Source organism: Arthrobacter sulfonylureivorans (genome assembly GCF_047607445.1).
Taxonomy (GTDB): Bacteria; Actinomycetota; Actinomycetes; order Actinomycetales; family Micrococcaceae; genus Crystallibacter; species Crystallibacter sulfonylureivorans_A.
The window spans coordinates 41,934-64,384 of sequence record NZ_JBLKRT010000028.1 but is presented as its reverse complement, the minus strand read 5'-3'; the positions used below and the strand labels follow the sequence as shown (position 1 = coordinate 64,384).

Annotated in this window: 24 protein-coding genes and 3 tRNA genes; 6 read left to right on the top strand and 21 right to left on the bottom strand. The window is 66.0% G+C overall.

Annotation, left to right across the window (positions count from 1 at the left end):
- Together ACMX2H_RS13915 and ACMX2H_RS13910 are read left to right on the top strand one after the other, a co-directional pair.
- The coding region (locus tag ACMX2H_RS13915; protein ID WP_414961152.1) for a hypothetical protein at positions 1-281 on the top strand (281 nt) is incomplete at its 5' end.
- A 38-nt stretch (positions 282-319) separates the two neighbouring features.
- Positions 320-823 (top strand): hypothetical protein, encoded by a 504-nt coding sequence (locus ACMX2H_RS13910; RefSeq protein ID WP_414961150.1) that lies wholly within the window; start codon positions 320-322, stop codon positions 821-823.
- 173 nt (positions 824-996) lie between these two features.
- Here the strand turns inward: ACMX2H_RS13910 and ACMX2H_RS13905 are convergent, their stop codons facing one another.
- The 7 genes from ACMX2H_RS13905 to ACMX2H_RS13875 form a co-directional block, all read right to left on the bottom strand.
- Positions 997-2,076, bottom strand: a complete 1,080-nt coding sequence (locus tag ACMX2H_RS13905) for a UDP-N-acetylmuramate dehydrogenase (RefSeq protein WP_414961148.1) — start codon at positions 2,074-2,076, stop codon at positions 997-999.
- A 35-nt stretch (positions 2,077-2,111) separates the two neighbouring features.
- Positions 2,112-2,540 (bottom strand): MaoC family dehydratase, encoded by a 429-nt coding sequence (locus ACMX2H_RS13900; RefSeq protein WP_414961146.1) that lies wholly within the window; start codon positions 2,538-2,540, stop codon positions 2,112-2,114.
- Positions 2,537-2,998, bottom strand: a complete 462-nt coding sequence (locus tag ACMX2H_RS13895; protein WP_364644091.1) for an FAS1-like dehydratase domain-containing protein — start codon at positions 2,996-2,998, stop codon at positions 2,537-2,539. The genes ACMX2H_RS13900 and ACMX2H_RS13895 overlap by 4 nt, the downstream gene beginning before the upstream one ends.
- A gap of 32 nt (positions 2,999-3,030) precedes the next feature.
- Complete coding sequence (locus ACMX2H_RS13890) at positions 3,031-3,285, bottom strand: hypothetical protein (protein ID WP_414961144.1); 255 nt, start codon at positions 3,283-3,285, stop codon at positions 3,031-3,033.
- A gap of 73 nt (positions 3,286-3,358) precedes the next feature.
- A complete protein-coding gene (locus tag ACMX2H_RS13885) occupies positions 3,359-4,267 on the bottom strand; it encodes a DUF2797 domain-containing protein (RefSeq protein WP_414961143.1) in 909 nt (302 codons plus the stop codon).
- Between the two features lie 144 nt (positions 4,268-4,411).
- Positions 4,412-4,488 (bottom strand) — tRNA-Met (locus tag ACMX2H_RS13880).
- Positions 4,489-4,545: 57 nt separating this feature from the next.
- Positions 4,546-4,617: transfer RNA gene (locus ACMX2H_RS13875), tRNA-Thr, on the bottom strand.
- A 341-nt stretch (positions 4,618-4,958) separates the two neighbouring features.
- On the opposite strand from ACMX2H_RS13875, the gene ACMX2H_RS13870 reads away from it, so the two are divergent.
- On the top strand, positions 4,959-5,750 hold the full coding sequence (locus ACMX2H_RS13870) for a putative protein N(5)-glutamine methyltransferase (RefSeq protein WP_414961141.1): 792 nt from the start codon (positions 4,959-4,961) through the stop codon (positions 5,748-5,750).
- A 103-nt stretch (positions 5,751-5,853) separates the two neighbouring features.
- On the opposite strand, the gene ACMX2H_RS13865 is transcribed toward ACMX2H_RS13870, so the two are convergent.
- The 7 genes from ACMX2H_RS13865 to ACMX2H_RS13835 all read right to left on the bottom strand — a co-directional run bounded on the left by ACMX2H_RS13865 (position 5,854) and on the right by ACMX2H_RS13835 (position 14,684).
- Positions 5,854-7,833 carry a DEAD/DEAH box helicase gene (locus tag ACMX2H_RS13865; protein WP_414961156.1) on the bottom strand — a complete coding sequence of 660 codons (1,980 nt, stop codon included), beginning with the start codon at positions 7,831-7,833 and terminating at the stop codon, positions 5,854-5,856.
- A 347-nt stretch (positions 7,834-8,180) separates the two neighbouring features.
- Positions 8,181-8,726 (bottom strand): PadR family transcriptional regulator, encoded by a 546-nt coding sequence (locus ACMX2H_RS13860; protein ID WP_414961139.1) that lies wholly within the window; start codon positions 8,724-8,726, stop codon positions 8,181-8,183.
- Positions 8,727-8,741: 15 nt separating this feature from the next.
- Positions 8,742-10,760, bottom strand: a complete 2,019-nt coding sequence (locus tag ACMX2H_RS13855; RefSeq protein WP_414961137.1) for an oxidoreductase — start codon at positions 10,758-10,760, stop codon at positions 8,742-8,744.
- Between the two features lie 105 nt (positions 10,761-10,865).
- Positions 10,866-11,576 carry an MOSC domain-containing protein gene (locus ACMX2H_RS13850; protein ID WP_414961135.1) on the bottom strand — a complete coding sequence of 237 codons (711 nt, stop codon included), beginning with the start codon at positions 11,574-11,576 and terminating at the stop codon, positions 10,866-10,868.
- On the bottom strand, positions 11,569-12,024 hold the full coding sequence (locus ACMX2H_RS13845; RefSeq protein ID WP_414961133.1) for a VOC family protein: 456 nt from the start codon (positions 12,022-12,024) through the stop codon (positions 11,569-11,571). The genes ACMX2H_RS13850 and ACMX2H_RS13845 overlap by 8 nt, the downstream gene beginning before the upstream one ends.
- A 111-nt stretch (positions 12,025-12,135) precedes the next feature.
- Positions 12,136-13,296 carry a cystathionine gamma-synthase gene (locus ACMX2H_RS13840; protein ID WP_414961131.1) on the bottom strand — a complete coding sequence of 387 codons (1,161 nt, stop codon included), beginning with the start codon at positions 13,294-13,296 and terminating at the stop codon, positions 12,136-12,138.
- Between the two features lie 11 nt (positions 13,297-13,307).
- Positions 13,308-14,684 carry a cystathionine beta-synthase gene (locus tag ACMX2H_RS13835; protein WP_414961129.1) on the bottom strand — a complete coding sequence of 459 codons (1,377 nt, stop codon included), beginning with the start codon at positions 14,682-14,684 and terminating at the stop codon, positions 13,308-13,310.
- A gap of 130 nt (positions 14,685-14,814) precedes the next feature.
- Between ACMX2H_RS13835 and ACMX2H_RS13830 the strand changes: the two genes are divergently transcribed.
- Entirely contained in the window at positions 14,815-15,852 is a 1,038-nt protein-coding gene (locus tag ACMX2H_RS13830; RefSeq protein ID WP_414961128.1) for a DNA-3-methyladenine glycosylase family protein, read from the top strand.
- A gap of 68 nt (positions 15,853-15,920) precedes the next feature.
- Here the strand turns inward: ACMX2H_RS13830 and trxA are convergent, their stop codons facing one another.
- Positions 15,921-16,310: a thioredoxin gene (trxA, locus tag ACMX2H_RS13825; RefSeq protein ID WP_414961126.1), complete on the bottom strand. Its 390-nt coding sequence runs from the start codon at positions 16,308-16,310 to the stop codon at positions 15,921-15,923.
- Between the two features lie 179 nt (positions 16,311-16,489).
- Here trxA and ACMX2H_RS13820 point away from each other — a divergent pair, with 179 nt between their 5' ends.
- Positions 16,490-16,897 carry a hypothetical protein gene (locus tag ACMX2H_RS13820; protein WP_414961124.1) on the top strand — a complete coding sequence of 136 codons (408 nt, stop codon included), beginning with the start codon at positions 16,490-16,492 and terminating at the stop codon, positions 16,895-16,897.
- Positions 16,898-16,976: 79 nt separating this feature from the next.
- On the opposite strand, the gene ACMX2H_RS13815 is transcribed toward ACMX2H_RS13820, so the two are convergent.
- The 3 genes from ACMX2H_RS13815 to ACMX2H_RS13805 form a co-directional block, all read right to left on the bottom strand.
- Positions 16,977-18,050: a lipid II:glycine glycyltransferase FemX gene (locus ACMX2H_RS13815; protein WP_414961122.1), complete on the bottom strand. Its 1,074-nt coding sequence runs from the start codon at positions 18,048-18,050 to the stop codon at positions 16,977-16,979.
- Between the two features lie 173 nt (positions 18,051-18,223).
- Positions 18,224-18,305: transfer RNA gene (locus ACMX2H_RS13810), tRNA-Tyr, on the bottom strand.
- 95 nt (positions 18,306-18,400) lie between these two features.
- Positions 18,401-18,814, bottom strand: a complete 414-nt coding sequence (locus tag ACMX2H_RS13805; RefSeq protein WP_414961120.1) for a hypothetical protein — start codon at positions 18,812-18,814, stop codon at positions 18,401-18,403.
- A 165-nt stretch (positions 18,815-18,979) separates the two neighbouring features.
- On the opposite strand from ACMX2H_RS13805, the gene ACMX2H_RS13800 reads away from it, so the two are divergent.
- Positions 18,980-19,471: a YajQ family cyclic di-GMP-binding protein gene (locus tag ACMX2H_RS13800; RefSeq protein WP_414961118.1), complete on the top strand. Its 492-nt coding sequence runs from the start codon at positions 18,980-18,982 to the stop codon at positions 19,469-19,471.
- A 75-nt stretch (positions 19,472-19,546) separates the two neighbouring features.
- Here the strand turns inward: ACMX2H_RS13800 and ACMX2H_RS13795 are convergent, their stop codons facing one another.
- The 3 genes from ACMX2H_RS13795 to htpX all read right to left on the bottom strand — a co-directional run bounded on the left by ACMX2H_RS13795 (position 19,547) and on the right by htpX (position 22,437).
- A complete protein-coding gene (locus ACMX2H_RS13795) occupies positions 19,547-20,716 on the bottom strand; it encodes an NAD(P)/FAD-dependent oxidoreductase (RefSeq protein WP_414961116.1) in 1,170 nt (389 codons plus the stop codon).
- A gap of 157 nt (positions 20,717-20,873) precedes the next feature.
- Positions 20,874-21,560 (bottom strand): histidine phosphatase family protein, encoded by a 687-nt coding sequence (locus ACMX2H_RS13790; RefSeq protein ID WP_414961114.1) that lies wholly within the window; start codon positions 21,558-21,560, stop codon positions 20,874-20,876.
- 7 nt (positions 21,561-21,567) lie between these two features.
- Entirely contained in the window at positions 21,568-22,437 is an 870-nt protein-coding gene (gene htpX, locus ACMX2H_RS13785) for a zinc metalloprotease HtpX (protein ID WP_136787641.1), read from the bottom strand.
- Positions 22,438-22,451: the final 14 nt, after the last annotated feature.

The window sequence follows — 22,451 nt, the reverse complement described above, 5'->3', positions numbered from 1 at the left end:
ACGGCAAAACAGTGCCCGAGAACCTCAACGCCCGCTGCAAACCCGGCCACAAAACCAAACACCACGGCGGCGGCACCGTCACCCAAGACCACGACGGCACCCTGCACTACACCACCCGCTCCGGACACACCCACACCACCACCCCCGACGAAAACTGGGCCATTACCTACCCCACACCCAACGACCAACCCCACAACACAAGCCCCGAAACAAGCCCAGCACGTGCCTCCGATGACGGTGACGACGACGAACAATGCGACGAGGTCGCACCACCCTTCTAGATCTCGGATTCGCAACCACAGGGGAAAGGGACCTGACAGTGAGCAGAAGCAGCCAACCGACGCCGACCGTCGACGACGTTCTCCGCGTATTCTTCGCACAGCAGCGTCAGGCCCGTCCAATCCGGGAAGACCGTTCGCTCCGGCTTGAGGCCCATCTACGAAGGTGCGTGGAAGAGTGCGGCCCTGCCTACATCAGCGAGGAATGGTGGTTGGTGCTGCAGGTTGAACAGTGCTTCGAGCCGGAGGACTCATTCGCCCGGCTCCTGCCGGCAGACTGTCTCCTGCCGCCGATGCACGATTTCTTGTCACCGGACTGGCTGTTTGACCATGGCACTGACCGACTGGTGCAGGTCAATCACAGCTACCGCCTGGTCTGCTGGCTCTGCAGCAGCGGGCTTGTTAACCTTCGTGAGCTCCGGCCAAGCATCGTTCGCTTCATGATCCGACACGATGAGCTGACCGTTCGCTCGAAGGCCGGCAAGCGACCAGAGGTTCCCCACCAACCTGCCGATGCCCTGATTAGGCGCGAAGACCTGCCCTAGGGAACAGCTGCCCGGCAGCCATCACCGTCCCGAGGGCCCTGCTGCCGCCTGCTTTTGCTGTCAAAGGCTAACAGGTGCAGGGCGGCTCGGCCTGAAGCACCGCCTGCTTCCGCTGTGTGAGGCCGCAGCAGGACAAGAGCGGACTAAGGCACGAAGTAACGCTTGGTTCCGCCTTAGAGGCTGCACCCGATCAAGAGTGGCTCGGGTTGAAGCCGAATGCCAAATGTGCGTTCAACTCCATCCCGTACTGCCCGCGCGATTACCAGAATGTCTTCTGCGCTGGCTTCACCACGGTTGGTGATGGCCAGAGTGTGCTTGGTCGACAGCGATGCGCGGCCGCCAGCTAGATCGTGGCCGTTGAGGTTGCCGTTTGATGTGCCCTCGAGGCCGAAGCCCTTGGCGAAACCTGCGTGGTCGATGAGCCAGGCAGCGCTCAGCTTGATCTTGTCATCGGCCGGCCAACGCGGCGCGTTCGCGGGAAGTTTTTCCGCGGTTGCGGCATCGACGATGGGATTCGTGAAGAATGATCCCGTGCTGAAGGTGTCCCTGTCGGCGGGATCATGCACCATCCCTTTGGACGCGCGGAGCCGAAGCACTTCACGTCGCACGTCCGCGGCTTTGGCCGTTCCGCCGATCTCTACGCCGAGCGCACGGGCCAATTCTGCGTAACGGATGGGAAGACTCTGCCGTCCTGCCGTTAGCCGGAACTCGACTTCCAGCACCACGAAACGCGGCGAACCATTGACGGTGCTCCGCTTCAAGATTGAATCGCGATAGCCAAACTCGAGGTCGTTGTTCTCGAATTCGCGAAGGGATCCGGTGTGCCGGTCCCAGGTCCGGACCCGAGTGATGGTCTGAGAAACGTCGGACCCGTAGGCGCCGACGTTCTGCACCGGGGTGGCACCTGTGAGCCCGGGGATACCGGATAGCGCTTCCAAGCCTGACCAGCCGTTGGTGACGGTCAGGGCAACGAGATCGTCCCACGGCTGGCCAGCTTGAACCGTCAGCACTACGGAGCCGTCTCGTTCGTCGACGGCGTAGCCGGTGTTGGCGACATGGATGACAGTGCCAGGATAGCCGTCGTCGGAAATCACAAGGTTGGACCCGCCGCCGACGATCAGAAGGTCTTCGCCGGAGCCGTCGGCAGCCCTGACAGCATCGATGATCTCGGACTCTGAGCGGGCCTCGACGTACCGCCCGGCCACGCCGCCCACGCCAGCAGTTGTCAGCGGAGCGAGAATCGTTTCTGTCACAGTGCCAGCCTCTCCGCTGCCGGTTACAGGGCGAGTCACCAAACCTTGACGACCGCCTGGGCTTTGACCAAAACCTTGACACCCGCCGCAGTCACCGTCAGGTCAACCCGGGCCGTCCCATTGTCTGCGTCGATGGCCCCGATCGCACCGCTGACTTCGATGCTCGCACCGGGGCCGTCAACATCCTCCACGAGGACTGGTTTGGTAAACCGCGTTTGGTAATCGACGACGGCGGCAGGGTTGCCGATCCAGTCCGTCACCAACTGCACGGCAGCGCCCATGGTGAACATGCCGTGGGCGATCACGCCGGGAAGCCCGACCTGCTCGGCGAAGCGTCCGTTCCAGTGGATCGGGTTGAAATCGCCCGAGGCTCCTGCGTATCGGACCAGGTCCGCGCGGGAGACTTCAAAGGCTCGTGAGCCGATGTCCTGTCCCACGGTCAGTTCATTCAATTCGGCGCTCACTGGCCTTCCCCTCTCACCAGGATCGACGACGTTGTGGTGGCCGTTTTCTCGCCAGCCACCGTGCTGATCTCGGCGCGGGTGGTGATCATGGCCCCGCCGCCCATCGCACGCACTTGATCAACGTGGAGTTCAGCCACGAGTTCATCGCCGGCAACGATTGGCCGGTGGTGCACAAACCGCTGGTCGGCGTGGACGACGCGGGAGAAGTCGATGCCGGAGTCCGAATCCTCGATCAACTGGGCATCGGCGCGCTGGGCGACGATGATGGCGAAGGTAGGCGGCGCCACCAGATCGGCGTAGCCGAGTGCGCGCGCGGCTTCGACGTCGAAATGCGCGGGGTGAGTGGCCTTCACCGCCGAGGCGAACTCCCTGATTTTCTCGCGGCCTACCGTGTAGGCGGCGCCGGCCGGGTACACGCGGCCGGCGAGGTCGGGGTTGACCCCGGCTTGCTCGGACATGGATCTCCTTCGGGTGGAGTGGACTGGAAGAACTAACGTCGCTTGGCTGGGGGCGTGCTGCGCGGATGGGCGGAGGCTTGCCGGGCACGGGCATCGCGGACCCTCACCAGCAGGCCCGCCAGATGGGTCAGCAGGCCGGTGGCAATGACCGCTATCGCTGCCCAGATCAGCCATTGGATGCTGGCCGAGGCGCCGATGACAGACAGCAGGATCCCGATGCCGATGAGCACCATGGCGGAGATCACCAGTTTGCGGTACAGCGGCGAGCCCAGGTCCCAAGGATTCATACTTCAAGATTACCGGCCAGACTGCTGCTGGCCGAACCGCAGAGCGGTCAGCCGTGCTTCAGGCGGGGGTTCGTTAGAACAGTTGCTCCTGCAGAGCGGGCAGCTCCGAGGCGAACTCCCCCAGCGCGATCCTGCGGCCCTTAAGCCTCCCGAGGTCCGCCAGGAAGAGCGGGCCATCCTCCGTCAGTTGCACGGTCGCGACGCTGCCGAGAATGCCCTGCGCGGTAAGCCCGTGGTCGCCGGAATCAAAGCTGGACGGGTAGCCCCTCCTGATGCCGTCGGCGAGCACCGGCCCGGCCAGTTCCGGCAGCTGCCATTGTTCATCGACGACGTCGAAGCCCTCCAGTTGAGCGGAAGGCAGTAGCTCTCGCACAGCAGCGGCGTGCCCGGCATTGATCCGCCCCAACTCGTCCGTGGGCAGCGGGCTCAGAAGGCCCGCATACTTGGCGGCGCTGCGTACGGCTTGGGTCAGCTCTGTAGCTGCCGAAACCATGTCCTCCAGCACCCGGACCACCCGCCCGTCGCGCGTTTTGGCAACGTAGCGGGCGGCCACAGCGCCTTGCTCGGCCAACCGCAACGACTTTCGTATGTTGGCCGCCGTACCGACCTTGCTGGCCCCATGGGCGAACGTCGCGACGTAGAGCCAGTGCGGCTGCGCGAGATATAGCAGCAGGCCCTCAGGCGCCCGGCCGCTCCGATGGCTGTCGTGCAGGAAGCGCAAGTCGTCATTCAGGAAGCAGTTCACACATTGGTAGCCGCGCTCGGCCGGCGCCTGCAACCGGCATGGCACATGTTTCCTGTCATCAGCCGAGTGGACCCGGTGGCTGCCCAGGCAGAAGACCTGCGGATCCAGCACGCGGAAACCGAGGCGCGTCCCAACCGTCATCGGCATCTCTTCCGGCGTGCCATCGGGAGAGGTCAAGCGCAACCGGGGCCCGGCTGGGGTCCAGGCGATGCCATGGACAAGGTAGAGGGCGGGCATGCTGTCCACTTTAGTAAGCGCGGACGCCTTCCACTTTGGTCAGCGGTTCGCGTGGGCAGTAGACGCGGAACGAGTCGGGAGAAGGCCCCGAAACGAGTTGAGGGGTCCGACCGGAACAGCTGTTCCGGGCGGGCCCCTCACGGTTGGTAGCGGTGCCCGGACTCGATCCGGGGACCTCACGATTATGAGTCGTGCGCTCTAACCAGCTGAGCTACACCGCCACGAACGGCAGTGCCCGCGCTGCGTCTCGCGACACAGACGCGGGCTTTGCCATTCAGAGCCCCCCACCGGAATCGATCCGGTGACCTCGTTCTTACCAAGAACGCGCTCTACCACTGAGCTAGGGGGGCAACGGAGAAATACATTACCAGCAATCTGCCCCGGGATGAAATCGGATTGGGGGCTCGTGGCGAACGCCACACCGGCGGCCTCGCGCCAGAAAGCGAAACGGCCCCGACTCCACGGTGATCCTGCCCCGACTGCACGAATCTGACAGCAAAAATGACACTCTTTAGCCTTCGGAACTGACCTGCCGCCCTGCCACGGCCCCAAATCTTCGGATGCTCGAAGTCACCTAGAAATGCAGGCAAGATCACATGGAGGCGGGCCGCGGGCTGCGCGCGCCGCTGTCGGTCAAGAACTACGCCCTCCCGCCAGTGGGTAGTCTGGGGGCACCATGCGAAAGGAACCCATGCCGGTTTCCCAGTCACCCACCTCCCGGGACGCAATTATCGCCCGACTGCGCACGGCGGGCTGTGTATTTGCTGAGGAAGAAGCGGACCTGCTGCTGGCCGAGAGCGGGCTACCGGAAGTCTTGGCGGCAAGAGTGGAACAACGCGTTGCCGGTATGCCGCTGGAACAGGTCCTGGGTTGGGCCGGGTTCTGTGGCTTGCGTATCGCCGTAGCCCCCGGAGTGTTTGTGCCTCGCCGCAGGACCGAGTTCCTGGTTCAGCGGGCCGTCGCCTTGGCCCCCGCCGACACCGATGTTGTCGTCGACCTGTGCTGCGGCTCCGGTGCGATGGCTGCGGCGCTAGGGAGGCTGCTGGCGCCCGCCGAACTGCACGCCGCAGATGTGGACGCGGCGGCGGTTGCCTGTGCGCGCAAAAATCTGCCGGGCGGGTACGTCCACGAGGGGGACCTGTTCGAGGCCTTGCCGGTGAACCTGCGGGGCAGGGTGGATATCCTGGCCGCCAACGTCCCCTATGTCCCCACGGAGGCGCTGCACCTGATGCCGCCTGAAGCCCGTCTTCATGAAGCGACGTGGGCGCTCGACGGCGGCGCTGACGGCCTGGCGGTCATGCGCCGGGTTGCTGCGGGCGCACCTGGGTGGTTGACACCAGATGGATCGGTTCTGGTCGAAACGAGCGAGCGCCAAGCTGAGAGTGCTGCGGGTGTCTTTGAAAGCTGTGGGCTTGCAGCCGACGTGGCCTACTCCGCGGAGCACGGCTCCGCGGTGGTCTCCGGCACTCGGCAGGCAGGATAGCCAGAAGCCACCGCACCGGCTCGCAGGAAGGCCGTTAAACGCCTCCGGGGCACCTGTCCATGACAGATGCCCCGGAGGGTGTGGCTGGAGGATCCGGTGGGGATCAGCCGCGGGTGTGGCGCGGCTTGCGCGGCCCGCCGAAGCTGCGGTCTCGGTCGCCGCCGAAGCCACGATCGGAGCGGTCGCCGCTGAAGCTGCGTTCGCCGTCGTTCTTCTTGTACGGACGATCGCCGTCAAACTTCTTCTTGAACGGGCGGTCGCCGTCGAACTTCTTGGTGAACGGCCGGTCGCCCCGGTCGTTGCGGAACCCGCCGCGGTGCCCGCCGCCGAAGTCGTCGCGGTCCCGGCGCGGCTTGCGGCCGGTGTCGAGCTCCAAGTGAATCAGCTCGCCGCCGATGCGGGTCTTGGACAGGGCACGAAGTTGGTCCTTGCTCAGGTCCGCGGGCAGCTCCACCAGCGAATGGTCCGAGCGGATGTCGATGCCGCCAATCTGCGCGGCGGACAGGCCGCCCTCGTTGGCGATGGCGCCGACGATGGAGCCGGGCATCACGCGGTTCCGGCGGCCGACCGCGATCCGGTAGGTGGCGTTGCCCTCGGTCAGCGGCCGGGACGGGCCACGGGAATTCAGGCCGTCACGTCCGCCGCCGGCGCGCTCGCGCTGGCCCTTCGGTGCTTCCGGCAGGTCCTGCACCAGCAGCGGGCGTCCGCCCTGCGCCATGACGGCCAGTGCAGCAGCAATCTCGGCAGCCGGAACGTCGTGCTCGGTCTCGTAGTTCGCGATCAGATCGCGGAAGACCGTGACATCTTCGGACGCCAAGGTCTCGGTGATCTTTTCCGCGAACTTGCGCATCCGGAGGTTGTTGATGGTCTCGGCGGACGGCAGGTGCATCTGCTCAACCGGCTGGCGGGTGGCCTTTTCGATGGCACGCAGCAGGTACTTCTCGCGCGGAGTCATGAACAGGATGGCGTCACCCGAGCGTCCGGCACGGCCGGTGCGGCCGATGCGGTGCACGTAGGACTCGGTGTCGTGCGGGATGTCGTAGTTGACCACCAGGGTGATGCGCTCGACGTCCAGCCCGCGGGCGGCAACGTCGGTGGCGACCAGGATGTCGATCTTGCCGTCGCGCAGCGCCTCGACGGTGCGCTCACGCTGCTGCTGCGGAATGTCGCCGTTGATGGCGGCGGAACGGTAACCGCGGGCCTTGAGCTTGTCGGACAGGTCCTCGGTGGCCATCTTGGTGCGGACGAAGGCGATCACGCCGTCGAAGTCTTCGGCTTCCAGAATCCGGGTCATGGCGTCGAGCTTGTGCGGGCCCATGACCTGCAGGTAGCGCTGGCGGGTGTTGCTGCCGGTGGTGGTCTTGGCCTTGACCGTGATTTCGGCCGGGTCCTTCAGGTACTTCTTGGCGATCCGGCGGATGGCGGTCGGCATGGTCGCCGAGAACAGGGCAACCTGCTTCTCTTCCGGGGTCTTCGAGAGGATCTGGTCCACCTCTTCGGCAAAGCCCATGCGCAGCATTTCATCGGCCTCGTCCAGCACCATGTACTGGAGTTCGGACAGGTCCAGCGAACCCTTTTCGATGTGGTCGATCACGCGGCCGGGGGTACCGACCACAACCTGTGCGCCGCGGCGCAGTCCGGCGAGCTGCGGGCCGTAGGCGGAGCCGCCGTAGACCGGAAGCACGGTGAAATCGTCCATGTGCGCGGCGTAGGAGGAGAACGCCTCCGCCACCTGCAGGGCCAACTCGCGGGTGGGTGCCAGGACCAGGATTTGGGTCTTCTTGGTCGCCGGCAGTTCAGCCATCCGGGACAGCGCCGGAATGGCGAAGGCCGCGGTCTTGCCGGTGCCGGTCTGGGCCAGGCCCACAACGTCCCGGCCTTCGAGCAGCACGGGGATGGTGGCGGCCTGGATCGGCGAGGGCTTTTCGTAGCCAACGTCGGTCAGGGCGGCCAGGACGCGGCCGTCGAGGCCGAAATCGGTGAAAAGGACGGTGTTCTCGTCTTCGACGGCCGGAGCGGCGTCGGTGTTTTCGGGCAGGGTGTTAACAGTGTTTTCGGACACGGGGCAGTTCCTCGTATTCAGCTGGGGACCGGTGGCCGCGGCACATCGATGTCCGCGGTCCTCTGACTCAAAGCCCGGCGCTATTACAATCCCGTGGCAGGGCTTTCCGCCGCTTCGCTGGCCGTCCGCACTCTGCGGGGAAACCTAGCGGCGTTTTCTTTAGCCGGCGCTCCCAAACATGAAACTGCCCGCCATTTAGAGGCGGACCCACACACCAATCAGACGCTTCGACAAGACCGCAAGTGGCATTATCGCGCAGAACTAAGGGAATACCGACAGTGGGGGATGCATCCAGTGTACGGCACGCGGCGCTCCCCCACAGGACCAAAGCACGACGACGGCCGGTGAGCTTGGGCACAGCAGGTCGCCTAGGGGGCACTGGACTCCCGCTCGGCGGCTGCCCCGGCCTGCAGCGCCAGCGTGTGTTCCGCCCATTCGATCCAGGCCTGCTCGAACATGATTCCGGCCTGCAGCACGGCACGTTGCAGCCGGTTGGCCTCGCTCCACGGGCCCCGTTCGTCCAACTGGAGATAGGTGGCCAGCTGGGAACGGTGCAGGGCAAGATGCCGCCGGAGTTCCTCCTCGATCGGGACGTCGCCGAGCACCGAGGACGCGCGCAGCCGGATCATCAGTTCCTCGCGGACGGGCCTGGGCTCCTGCTGTTCCAGCGTCCAGCGGCTCAGTTCCTTGCGGCCGGCGGCCAGCACAGTGTAGTCCTTGGCCCGGCCCCGGCTGGAGTCGCGGCCACCGGACCGGACCAGGCCGTCCTTTTCCAGCTTGCCCAGTTCGCGGTAGATCTGCTGGTGCGTGGCCGGCCAGAAGAAACCGAACGACTTATCGAACCGGCGGGCCAGTTCTGCGCCGGATCCGGGCTTTTCCAGCAGGGCGGTAAGGATGGCGTGCGGCAGGGACATCGTCGGGATCCCTTGCTACAGCGCCGCGGCGAGCCGGGTCGCCTGGTTGATGGCGCGTTTGGCGTCGAGCTCGGCGGCCACGTCCGCGCCGCCTACCAGATGGACCGTCAGGCCCACACTCTTCAGCCCTTCCAGCAGTTCGCGCTGCGGTTCCTGCCCGGTGCAGAGCACCACATTGTCGACGGCGAGCACCGACTCGGCGCCGTCGATGGTCAGGTGCAGGCCGTCGTCGTCAATTTTGCGGTAGGTGGCGGCAGGGATCATCTGCACGCCGCGGCTCTTCAGTTCTGCCCGGTGGATCCAGCCGGTGGTCTTGCCCAGCCCGGCACCGGGCTTGGTGTCCTTGCGCTGCAGCAGGTGCACCGTCCGCGCCGGGCTTTCGGGCCGCGGTGCGGCGAGGCCCCCGCGAACGGCCGGGTCGTCGTCGATCCCCCAGCGCTCACGGAAGAGCGTCGGCTCCAGCGAGGCGCTGGGCCCGGCCTGCGTGATGTACTCGCTGACATCGAAACCGATGCCGCCTGCGCCGAGCACTGCCACGGTTGCACCCAGCTCGCGGTGGTCGCGGAGCACATCCAGGTAACCGAGCACGCTCGGGTGGTCCACACCGTCCAGCTCCGGGATGCGCGGCACCACGCCGGTGGCCAAGATGATCTCGTCGAATCCGCCCTCGGCCAGTTCGGCTGCCGTCACCCGGGTCTTTAGCCGCACGTCGACGCCGAGCAGCTCCAGCTGGCGGTCGAAGTAGCGGATGGTCTCGTGGAACTCCTCCTTGCCGGGGATCTGCTTGGCCAGGTTGAACTGGCCGCCGATTTCTTCCGCGGCTTCGTACAGCGTGACCTGGTGGCCGCGCGCGGCAGCGGTCACGGCGCAGGCCAGGCCGGCCGGTCCGGCGCCGACGACGGCCAGCGACTTCGGCTTAGCCGCGGGCTCGATCACCACTTCGGTTTCATGGCAGGCACGCGGATTGACCAGGCAGGAGGTGATCTTGCCGGCGAACGTGTGGTCCAGGCAGGCCTGGTTGCAGGCGATGCAGGTATTGATGCGGTCGGCCTGGCCGCGCGATGCCTTCAGCACGAACGCCGGGTCGGCGAGCAACGGCCGCGCCATCGAGACCATGTCCGCGCACCCGCCGGCCAACAGCTGCTCGGCGGTGTCCGGGTTGTTGATCCGGTTGGTGGCCACCAGGGGAATTCCGACGGCGCCCATCAGCCGGCGAGTGACCCAGGCGAACCCGGCCCGGGGTACCGAGGTGGCGATCGTCGGCACCCGGGACTCGTGCCAGCCGATGCCCGTATTGATGATGGTGGCCCCCGCCGCTTCGACGCCGCGGGCCAGTTGGGCAACCTCCTCGAAGCTGGAGCCGCCTTCCACCAGGTCCAGCATGGACAACCGGTAGATGAGGATGAATTTCTCGCCCACGCGCTGGCGGGTGCGGCGGACTATCTCTAGTGGGAAGCGGATCCGGTTGTCGTAGCTGCCGCCCCAGCTGTCGGTGCGCTCGTTGGTCCGGGCCACGATGAACTCGTTGATCAGGTATCCCTCCGAGCCCATGATCTCCACGCCGTCGTACCCGGCGTCCCGGGCCAGCGCGGCAGCCGCGGCGAAGTCCTCGATGGTCTGCTCAATCTCCTCCTCGCTCAGTTCGCGGGGGCTGAACGGGCTGATTGGAGCCTGCACCGGACTGGGCGCCACCGGTTCCGGGTGGGCGGCGTAGCGGCCGGCGTGCAACAGCTGCAGCGCGATGCGCCCGCCTTCTGCGTGGACGGCATCGGTGATGGTGCGGTGGCGGGCAGCCTCCGCCGTCGTCGTCATCATCGCGCCGCCGGGCTGCAGCCGGCCGTCGGCGTTCGGGGCGATGCCGCCGGTGACGATCAGCCCGACGCCGCCGCGGGCCCGTTCGGCATAGAACGCCGCCATCCGCTCGAAACCGCCGGGCAGCTCCTCCAAACCCACGTGCATGGAGCCCATCAGCACCCGGTTGGGCAGGGTGGTAAAGCCCAGGTCCAGCGGTTCGAACAGCTTCGGGTAGGCCACTCTGCACTCCTTTGCACAACAAGTTGCATAAAGCCTACGGCGAGAGAGTGAAACGGACAAGGACCAGTGGAGGATGCATCGGACCGACCCGGCAGGCCGGCGTCGTTAGGCGTGGACGCGGCCTCGGGCCGGGTCTCGGTTCAACGCCCGGTGGACTGCCTTGCGGACGTTGCCGTGCAGCGTGATCTCGCCAGCGGCCTCGGACGCCAGGAGCGCCTGTGCTTGCTCCGGGGTGAGCCCCAGCGACGACTCCGCCACGCTGACACCATGCCCCGGCCGGAACAGCACGCGGATCCCGTCGCCGGCGGCAAGCGACCCGGCAGTGACGACTTTGAGGTAGGTGCCGGGCAGTCCTTTCTGCAGAAAGCGTTTGACCCAGCGGGGTTCATCCATGTGCCGGGCAAAGGTGGCGCACGGGATCCGCGGCATGGTCACCTCGACGACGACCTCCGGGCCCACCTGCCACCGCTCCCCCACCAGCGCGCCGCTGACCTGCACGCCGGTGGTCCGCAGGTTTTCGCCGAACAGACCAGGCGGAATGTCCCGCCTGAGTTCATCCGCCCAGGCGGCGGCATCTTCCTGAGCGTAGGCGTAGAGGGCTTTGAGCTCGCCGCCGTGGTTCTTGCGGTCGGCTTGGAGATCGGCGCGCAGCCCCATCGAGTGCAGGGGAATCCGGCCGGCGACCGGACGCTTGTCGATGCCGGTGATTCCCACTGTGCTGGCATCCGGCTTCAGCGCGTGGAGCCGGCAGAGGGCGAGCAGAAGCCCGGAAGGCAGTTGGTCGTCGCGAGAAGGGGTGGTGGCCGGCTCAGGCATGGCCCTCGAAGCTGATGTCCTGGACCTCGGTCCCGTTTGCGCCCGGCAGCGGCTGTCCGCGGTACATGCCAAAGGCCCAGAGGTTTCCGTCCGGATCGTTGATGGCAAAGCCGCGGTCCCCGTAGTCGGTGTCCTGCAGGTCGCGGATGATGGAGGCGTCGGCGGCCTTCAAGCGGGCGTAGAGGGCATCCGGATCGTGGGTGTACACGTTCAGCTGGGCCGAGCCCGGCTCGCGGGCCCACAGGGTGCCTTCGGCGTGGCTGGAGATCATCACCATGCCGCCTTCCGGCCAGAGCAGCTCGGCGTGGAGGACCACGCCGTGCTCCTCGAACCGGGCGTGTTCGGTGAACCCCACGGTGCCGGTGAGGTACTCGATCAGTTGCGCCGCCTTGCGCGACTGCAGACCGGGGACAACGCTGGCCGGTGGGTACTGCTTGTTCGGATCCATGGGCACAGTATTCCTTGACCGCCCGGGACACGCCAGAGGCCTGCGGTCCGGTCCGCCGGTACCGCAGGCCTCTGCGTTGTTCAGGGCTGCGTTAGAGCTGCGTCGAGCTGCCTAAAGCCGGGCGAAAGCCTGCTCCAGGTCCGCGATCAGGTCCCCGATGTCCTCGATGCCCACGGACAGCCGGATCAGGTTCTCCGGCACGGCCAGTTCGGTGCCCTTCACCGAGGCGTGGGTCATTTCCGAGGGGTAGTTGACCAGCGATTCGATGCCGCCCAGGGATTCGGCCAGCGTGAACACCGTGGTGGACTCGGCGACCTTGCGCGCCGCCGCCTCGCCGCCCTTGAAGGAAACCGAGACCATGCCGCCAAAGCCGCGCATCTGCTTCTTGGCCAGTTCGTGGCCGGGGTGATCCGGCAGCCCCGGGTAGAAGACGGCCTCCACTTCGGACCGGCCCTGCAGCCATTCGGCCACGGCCTGGGCATTGGCGGAGTGCCGGTCCATCCGCACGCCCAGGGTCTTCAGGCCGCGGGTGGTCAGGAAGGCGTCCAGGGGTGCGGATACGGCACCCACGGCGAACTGCACGAAGCCGATCTTCTCGGCGAGCGCGTCGTCGTTGAGCACCACCGCGCCGCCGATCACGTCCGAGTGGCCGCCGATGTACTTGGTGGTGGAGTGCACCACGACGTCGGCGCCGAAAGCCAGCGGGTTCTGCAGGTACGGCGAAGCGAACGTGTTGTCCACCACCAGAAGGGCACCGGCGGCGTGGGCCAGTTCCGCGAGCGCGGCGATATCGGTGACCTTCATCATCGGGTTGGACGGAGTCTCCACCCAGAGGAAGCGGGCCTTTTGCTCGTTGACCGCGGCGGCCACTTTGGACTCGTCGGACATGTCCACCACGGTATGGCCGATGCCCCAGGCGCCCAGCACCCGGTTGATCAGCCGGTAGGTTCCGCCGTAGGCGTCGTTGCCCAGCACAATGTGGTCGCCCGGGGCGAGCAGGGCGCGGATCAGCGCGTCTTCGGCTGCCAGGCCGGACGCGAAGGAGAACGCGTGCTTGCCGCCCTCCACCGCCGCCAACTGAACCTGCAGCGAGTCGCGGGTGGGGTTGGTGCCGCGGCCGTATTCGTACCCGTTGCGCAGCCCGCCGATGCCGTCCTGGGCGTAGGTCGAAGACTGGTAGATCGCCGGCACCACAGCGCCGGTGGCGTCGTCCGGCACCTGGCCGGCGTGCACGGCCCGGGTGTTGAAGCCCTGGTTGTTCTCTGCACTCATTCTTCTCTCCTTCAGCTCGTGAGGTAGGTCAGCAGGTCGTGCCGGGTCAGCACGCCCACAGGAGCCCCGGCCAGCGTGACCAGCACGCTGTCGGCCGCCTGCAGCTTCTCCCGCGCGGCGGACACCGGCTCCATCGATCCGACCAACGGCATGGCCGTTCCCAGATGATCGCCGACCTTGTCGGTCAGTTGTGCTTCGTTCTTGAACAGCTTGGCGGTGAGGTCCCGTTCGTTCACGGCTCCGACCACTTCGCCCATGACCACCGGCGGTTCCTGCGACAGCACCGGCAGCACGGAGACGCCGTATTCGTTCATGATCTCGATGACGTCGCGCACCGTTTCGTAGGGATGCGTGTGCACAAGGTCCGGCAGCCGACCGCTCTTGCGCTGCAGTACCTCGCCCACGGTGGCATCTTCGCCGCCGGCAATGAAGCCGTATGACTTCATCCATTCGTCGTTGAAGATCTTGCCCAGATAGCCGCGTCCGGAGTCCGGCAGGATCACCACCACGATGCCCTCCGGGCCCAGGGTCTTGGCCACGTTCAACGCCGCCACCACCGCCATGCCGGAGGAGCCGCCAACCAGCAGCCCCTCTTCCTGCGCCAGCCGGCGGGTCATCGCGAACGCTTCGGCGTCGTTGACGGCCAGGACCTCGTCCGGCACGGACTTGTCGTAGTTGTCCGGCCACATGTCCTCGCCCACGCCTTCAACGAAGTAGGGCCGTCCGGTGCCGCCGGAGTAGACAGAACCTTCCGGGTCGGCGCCGATGATCTTCACCGGGCCGCCGGGGCGGTCGGCGGAGACTTCCTTGAGGTAGCGGCCGGTTCCGGTGATGGTGCCGCCGGTGCCGGCACCGATCACCACGTGGGTGACCTGGCCGTCCGTGTCGCGCCAGATCTCCGGGCCGGTGGTCTCGTAGTGGCTGGCCGGAGCTGCCGGGTTGTTGAACTGGTCCGGCTTGTAGCCGCCGTCCACCTCCGTCACCAGCCGGTCGGAGACCCCGTAGTAGGACTCCGGGCTGTCCGGGGCCACGGACGTGGGCGTGACCACGACGTCGGCGCCGTAGGCCTTGAGCACATCGCGCTTTTCCAGGCCCACCTTGTCCGGGGTCACGAAGATGGACTTGTAGCCCTTCTGCTGGGCCACCAGGGCCAGCCCCACACCGGTGTTGCCGCTGGTGGGTTCGATCACCGTTCCGCCGGGCTTCAGCCGCCCGTCCTTTTCTGCTTCCTCGATCATCTTCACCGCAATGCGGTCCTTGATCGATCCGCCCGGGTTGAAATACTCCACCTTCGCCAGGACGGTGGCAGCAATACCTTCGGTCACTTTGTTCAGTTTGACCAACGGAGTGTTGCCGATCAGGTCCAGAACAGAATTGGCATATTTCATGGGCCCAAATCTACCTGCCAGCCCATACCGGGGCACATCCGGCGTAAGACGGGTTCACGCCCGCGCCGGTCGATGCGGTCCGCGGGCCGGCCGGGCCGCAACTGTCGGCCGTGCGTGCGACGATTAATCCATGCTCTCCACTGCCTCCGCGTCCGGCACCACCGGACTCACCAGTGAGGTGGAAATCCCGGAGCCTTACGACCTGCCCGGGACCTTGTCCATCCTGTCCCGGGGCAAGCAGGATCCCACCGCCCGGATGGACGACGCCGGTGCCTGGCTGACGCTGAATACCTCCTCCGGCGCGGCCACCCTGCTCATCACCCGCCGGCCGCGCCGGGACAACGAAATCCGGCGGGAAGCCACACCCCAGGAAGACGGCACCCGCGGTGCGGCCGCGGCAGGCAGCCGGGACACCGCCGTTGTCATGGGACAGGCCTGGGGGCCGGGCGCGGAGGAAGCACTGGCCGGCCTGCCGGCCCTGCTGGGGGTCAACGACGACTGGTCCGGATTTGACGCACCGGAATTCCACGCGGGACTGCCTCGGCTGGTGAGCGTGCCGCGGCGGCGGAACCCGGGGCTGCGCCTGCCGGCCACCGGGCGGATGATCGATGAACTGGTTCCAGTGATCCTGGAACAGAAAATCACCACGATCGAGGCGCGATACTCCTACAAATATCTGGTCCGGCGGCACGGCACCCCGGCACCGGGACCGGCTCCGGACGGTCTCATGGTCCCGCCAACGGCCCACGGATGGCTGCGCATTCCATCATGGGACTGGCACCGCGCCGGCGTGGATTCGAAACGCTCCGCCACCATCCTGCGTGCCTGCTCCTCCGGCGCAGCCCTGGAGCGCCTGGCGTCGCTGCCGGCCGGCGACGAGCTGGCCAGCAAGCTGTGCACCATCCCCGGGATTGGACCGTGGACTGCGGCCGAGACCGCGCAGCGCACGCACGGGGACCCCGACTCGGTGTCCGTGGGCGACTTCCATCTGGCGGCCTTTGTGGGCTACGCCCTCACCGGACGCAAGACGGACGACGCCGGCATGCTGGAACTCCTGGAACCGTGGCGGGGCCACCGGCAGCGCGTGGTGCGGATGCTGGTGCTCAGTGGTTTCCGTAAGCCCACGTTCGGGCCGCGGCTGCCCCCGCAGGACCACCGCCGCCACTGAGCCCCGGTTAAAGCACCGAGGGAGCAGGACAGTTGCCCTGCTCCCTCGGGAGGTTCGTGACGTTGTGGCTACTCGGCTGCCTGGCCGTCCTGCGCTGCCTGCTGTTGGGCAGCGACCTGCGCGTGGACTTCCTGCATGTCCAGGCCCTTGACCGCATCCACCAACTGGGTGAACTGGCTGGAGTTCAATGCGCCGGGCTGGGAGAAGACCAGCACCTTTTCGCGGAATGCCATCAGGGTGGGGATCGAAGTGATTCCGGCGGCGGCGGCAAGATTCTGCTCAGCCTCGGTGTCCACCTTGGCGAAGACGATGTCGCTGTGTTGCTCGGAAGCGGCGTCGTAGACGGGGGCAAACTGCTTGCAGGGGCCGCACCAGTCGGCCCAGAAGTCAACGAACACAATGTCGTTCTCTTCAATGGTCTGCGGGAACTGGGCCTCGGTGATATCGATGGTTGCCATACCCCCACGCTACGCGCCGGACTGCGGGCTGTCGCCCCGTGTTCGCTCAGCGCATGAGCTTGCGGGGTGTCACAAAGGCGTCCGGCGGCTGTTATCCACAACCTGGGGCGGCGCCTTCCGGCAGCGGTGCCCGCCTATCTAAGGTCGATTCCACCAGACACTCACCGGAGGGAAACGACATGAACCGCTGCACCGTCCTGATTGTCACCGACGGACTGGAGCTCGACGCCGCCATCTCCCGGAGCATGGGATTGATGGACGACCTGAATGACAGGCTGCCGTTCGCCCATGATCCGTCGAAGACCGAGCTGTATGCGGTGGGCGACGGCGCCTCGCTGAAGGAGCGGGTCGGCCTGCCGCACGGCAAACCCGGCGCCGGGCCGGCAGCCACGTATGTAGGCGACCTGTACTACATCTGGAGCGATGGGAAGTGGTACACGCCGGCGGACTGTCCGCCTGCTCCGGCCGACCATAACGGCGCCTCTGCCTGGCAGTGGCTGTACTACAACGTCATGCACAACTCGGGGCCGACCACGTACTGCTTCCTCTGGGACATCCACCCGCTGCCGCTGCGCGAAGCAGCCTGAGGACGGCAACTGATCGCGTCCCAGTCGGCTGAGAAGTGGCGTCCCGCCCGGCCGCTGATTGGTGTCCCCCGCCAGCTGCTCAGTAGAACGGCTGGTGGCGGCGGCGGACGTAGAGGCCGCGGGCAATCTTCTCCCCCGCTGTCGACCACAGCTTGTACTTGAGCGGCGAGATCACCTGGTCATAGCAGCCGACGAAGTCGGTGATGGTCTTGGTGAAACTGGTCTTGAACAGGCCCAGTCCGTAGTACTCATGCTCGGGGTTCTTCAGTTCGGACGCCGGCGGAGTTCCGCACAGGTCGTAACTGGTAATGCCCAGCTCCTTGAGCTGGTTCATCGCCGTCCACTGGATGAGATGCGAATCGCCGTACTGCTTGCGCCGCGGCAGCGATCCGCCGTCCTTGTAGGTGCCCTTGCGCCCGTAATTGACCACGAACGCCCCCACCGACGGCTTGCCGTCCTCGTAGGTGAACAGCAGCCGACCTTGTCCGGCAGCAATGAAGTTGCCCCAGAACGCCTTGAAGTATTCGAAAGAGCGAACCTGCACGTTTTTCTGGCCCTGCTGCACCTGCCCCATCAGGTTGAACATGGCCCGGAAGTTTTCCTCCGTCGGCTCAGCCGTGACAACTTCGGCGCCTTCCCGGATCGCCCGGCGCACGGCGTTGCGGCCGCGGGAGGAAAAGCTCTTGAGGACCACCTCCGGCTCCGGGGCAATATCCACGATCGCGGTGTGATCGTTCGGCTGCAGGTCCGGCATCTTGACCAGCCCTTCGCGTGCCAGCAGGGCGCGCGCATCATCAGTGGCCTCAACGTCCGGCTCAATCCGGATCGCGAAGACACCGCGCGCCTGCTCCTGGCAGAAGCGGCGGTTGGCCTCGAAAATGCCGGGCAGGTCATCGGGGGACGCGACATCCGGGCCCTTGATCATGTACCAGTACTGGCCCAGCAGCGGAACCTGCTTTTCCAGCACCAGGTTGTAACTGGTGTAGCCCGCGGTTTCATACGCGAGGTAGAGCGGCTTCCACCCGTGCTCCGCTTTCACCGCTGCGTAGGCCTTGGCCTGCAGCATGTTGCCGCCATTGGGGTTCGCTGTGACATGGTTGTCCCAGGCCTCGACTTCCTCCGGCGTAGCAAAGCGGGCGGTGAATTGTCGCAAGAGAACTCCTCGTCATGGCGGCCAGTCGCCGCCGGTCACATCCGCGGTCAAGTCTATCGGCGCCGGTTCCGGCCCGCTGTCGCAGGTGGACCAGCGGCCGCCGGTAAAACCGGCTAGTACGGAAAAACCCCGCCCGACCAGTAAGTCTTGGTCAGACGGGGTTTCCCGTTCGGTGGCAGATGAGGGATTCGAACCCCCGTAGGCAATGCCAGCTGATTTACAGTCAGCCCCCTTTGGCCGCTCGGGTAATCTGCCGAACGCCTTCTCGATCAGAAGACCGCTTCCCCGTGAGGAAGCAAGACAACTTTACACAAAGATCGGGGCAAGAATCGAATCGGGGTGTTTCGCAGCTATAAACCCCGGAGAATCCGCTCCTGGATCTGGTTCACAAAGCGGTCGGCTTGGTCCGCGGTGACCAGCCGCATCTGCACCGCCTGATCCATTTCCCGGCGGATCCCATCCAAGCGGGACGCCGGCTCAGCCCCGACGAGCAAGTCGGCTTCAGCGGACGCATCGCCTGCGCCGGACATATCGCCCAAGTTGCCGCGGTCGCTGCCCAGACCGTTCGCTGTCTCCCGCGGAAGCACTGGTGCAGCACCGACGGCGCCGACGGCCTTGGCAGGGGTCTGCGATGGCAGGGACACAGTGGCCGCCGAAGCCGGAGCTGAACCCATCACAACCACCGTGGCGACGGCCGTGGCGGTCACGAACGAACCCGCGGCAACCCTTATCGACGTGACTATGTACCGCGGGCGGGCTCCCATGTGCGCTTCTCCTGAAGATCGGTGATTGATACAACACAGTGATTCTGGCGGATCCGGATGAAGGAACAATGGACAGAAGCTGCGTGAAAGCTGGGAAATCTGACCCGCTGCTGCGCGATTCAGTAGGCTGGTGCCAAGCAAACACGCCCCGACCTAGGAGGAACCATGGCCAGCGATTCTTCGTTCGACATCGTCAGCAAAGTGGATAAGCAGGAAGTTGCCAATGCTTTGAACCAGGCGCAGAAGGAAATTGCGCAGCGCTATGACTTCAAGGGAGTCGGCGCCGAAGTCGATTTCAGCGGCGAGAAGATCTTGATGAAGGCAAACTCCGAGGAGCGCGTGAAAGCTGTCCTGGACGTACTGCAGTCCAAGCTGGTCAAGCGTGGCATCTCCTTGAAGTCGCTGGATGCTGGCGAGCCGTTCGCGTCAGGCAAGGAATACCGGATCGAAGCCGGCATCAAGGAGGGCATTGCCCAGGACCAGGCCAAGAAGATCTCGAAGATCATCCGCGATGAGGGTCCCAAGGCCGTGAAGTCGCAAATTCAGGGTGACGAACTTCGGGTCACGTCCAAGTCCCGTGATGACCTGCAGGAAGTCATTTCCCTGCTCAAGGGGTCGGATCTGGACGTCGACCTTCAGTTCATCAACTACCGCTGACTTCAGTACGACGACGGCTGCGCACCTCCGGTGCGTGGCCGTCGTCGCGCTGTGGGGTGGTCTGACCTGCCGTTGCTATTGCGCGCTGACGGCGCGAGGACCGCGCGGCCAGCTGTACGACCCGCTGCGCCGCCGTTCTCCCCTGATCCAGGTCAGTGTCATGCGGCACACCTGCTCCTTGACCAAGGCTCCTGTCCGATGGCTCAGGGCCAGCCGGCGCGGGGTGTCGTCGGCCCGCACCGGTTGGACCAGCCCCGACTTCCGGCCCAGGCTGACGCAGCGCAGCAGGAAGCCGGCGGACAGCTCCTGCGGGTCCCTCTGCCGGATCCGGGCGCTGATATTGTCCGCGGCGTGTGCGCCCATTGGCATGGCCATCGCGCAGCTCATCCGCAGGTGCGCGGCAACCGCGTCCGGCGCGCGGACAGCGTCTCCGGCGCCGAAGATCTCCGGGAACTCGGGGCAAGCCAGGGCTGAATCGACGAGCAGCCTGCCGTCAGCATCGGTGGCCAGGCCGCTCACCCGGGCGAGGTCCGGAGCGGCGAAGCCTGCTGTCCAAACGGTGCAGTCGGAGGCCATCGACGTGCCGTCGGAGAGCGTGATCTGCTGCCCCTCCGACCGCTCCACCCGGCGCCCTTCCATCAGCTGGACTCCAACCTCCCGGAGTCGTTTCAGCAACGCGCGTCGTCCACCGTCGGACAGGTCAGCCCCGATCTGCCCGCGGGAGACCAGCCGCACCGTCAAGCGCGGATGCGCCTCAGCGATTTCAGCAGCGGCTTCGATTCCGGTCAGCCCGCCGCCGATGACACTGACGACGCCGCCCGGCGCCAGCTGCTCCAGTTCCGGCCGGAGGCGCGTGGCCGACTCGGCGTCCTGGAGCGCGTAGCTGCCGGATCCCGACGGGGCGGGCTGACTGGTGCTGCCGGGAGCGTAGACCAGGAAGTCATACTTCAGCGGAGCGCGGCCGTCGTCGAAGTGGACGGTGTGGGCGTGCGGATCGATCCGTGTGGCTTGGCCGACCACCAGCGTGGCCTGTGGGTGCAGCACCGTTTCCATGGGAACCGAGGCTGCGGCCCGGCTGCCCGCCGCCACCTGGTGCAACCGGATCCGTTCGACGAAGTCCGGGAAGGGGTTGATGACGGTTACGCCGATCTGGCCTGCCAGGTCCTTGTTGCCGGCGAGCCGATTCGCTGCCATGACTCCGGCGTAGCCAGCCCCAATAACGACGATCCGTTGATGTGCAATCACTGCGATCTCCCTGAAGTTTTTGGTCATAAACATAGGACACCGCGGAGGACTGAACTGTGACATAGACACGAACGGGCGTGGATTCATGGCCGTTGGCAGCCGGGCAGCCGGGCCCGTGGTCGGTTTGGAGCCTCGCGTCAGGCCGGAGATCCTGGCGTCAGTCCCGGGAATCGGTGGGGATGCGGTCCGGGTTGATCGCATCGGCGGTGGGACCGTCGGCCAGCGGGGCGGCAACTTCCGGGCCACCGATGGCTTGGCCCATCCAGGTCAGCGCCTCCCAACCGTCCGGGCCGCTGTCGAGGACTACCACTCCGGTGTTGCTCAACTGGTTCTGGGCAACGAACGGGACGCTCAGATTCGATGCCCGCGCACCCGCCCAACTGCGGATCATGGCGCCGTGGCTGACCACCGCCAAGGTGCCTACGCCGGCGGCTCTGGCCTCGTCGATGACGGCATCGAAGCGGCCGAACGTTTCGTGACCGTCCGGGCCGCCGGGCATCCGCCGATCCAGGTCGCCCGATGCCCACGCAAAGACCGTGGTCATGTAGGCAATGATGGCGTCTCGGTCGCCTCGCATTTCCAGCTCACCGGCCGAGATCTCCCGCAGCCCGTCGTGAACGTCGGTCTCGAGCTTTCGGGCGGCAGCCAGCGGTGAGGCTGTGAGCTGCGTGCGCACGAGTGTGGAGACTAGCAGCGCGTCGATCGGTTCGCCGTCGAGCGCCGTCGGCAGGGCACGCGCCTGCTCCTCGCCCAACTGGGTCAGTTCCGCCCCTGGCGCCCCAGTATCGAGCAGCCCGCGGACGTTGGAGGGTGTCTGGCCGTGCCGGATCAGCAGCAGTCGCATGCCGGCCTCAGTAGCCCAGTGGCCGTCCGGCCATCCGTTCCAGCCGCGCCACACGGTCGTCCATCGGCGGGTGGGTGCTGAACATCTTCTTGACGCCGCCGCCCTTGAACGGGTTGGCAATCATCAGGTGGCTGGTATTGACCAGCTTCTGGTCCTGCGGCAATGGCGCCTGCTGCGTACCGTACTGCAGCTTGCGCAGCGCGGAGGCCAGCGCCAGCGGGTCGTCGGTCAGGGTGGCGCCGTCCTCGTCGGCGTCGTACTCACGGGTGCGGCTGACCGCCATCTGGATCAGCATGGCCGCGATCGGTGCCAGCAGGGACATGGCGATCAGCGCGAGCGGGTTGGCGTTGCGGTCGCGGCCGCCGAAAAACAGCAGGAACTGTGCCACCGAGGTGATCACACCAGCCACGGCGGCGGCAACGGAGGAGGTCAGGATGTCCCGGTTGTAAACGTGCATCAGCTCATGGCCCAGCACGCCGCGCAGTTCGCGCTCGTCCAGCAAGCGCAAGATGCCCTCGGTGCAGCAGACGGCCGAGTTCTTTGGGTTGCGTCCGGTGGCGAAGGCATTCGGTGCCATGGTCGGGGAAACGTAGAGCCGGGGCATCGGCTGGTTGGCCCTCGTGGATAGCTCGCGGACGATTCGGTACATGGCGGGCTGGTCCGCTTCGGTGACCGGGTAGGCCTGCATGCTGCGGATGGCCAGCTTATCGCTGTTCCAGTAGCTGTAGGCCGTGGTGGCCACGCCGATTAGGGCCATGATCCAGATCCAGTTGGCACTGCCGGTCCCGCTGGCCAACAGCGCGCCGATCGCCAGCAGCAGGGCGAAGAGACCGCCCAGCAATCCTGCCGTTTTCAGTCCGTTGAAGTGGTTGTGCACAGCGTGTTAGTCCT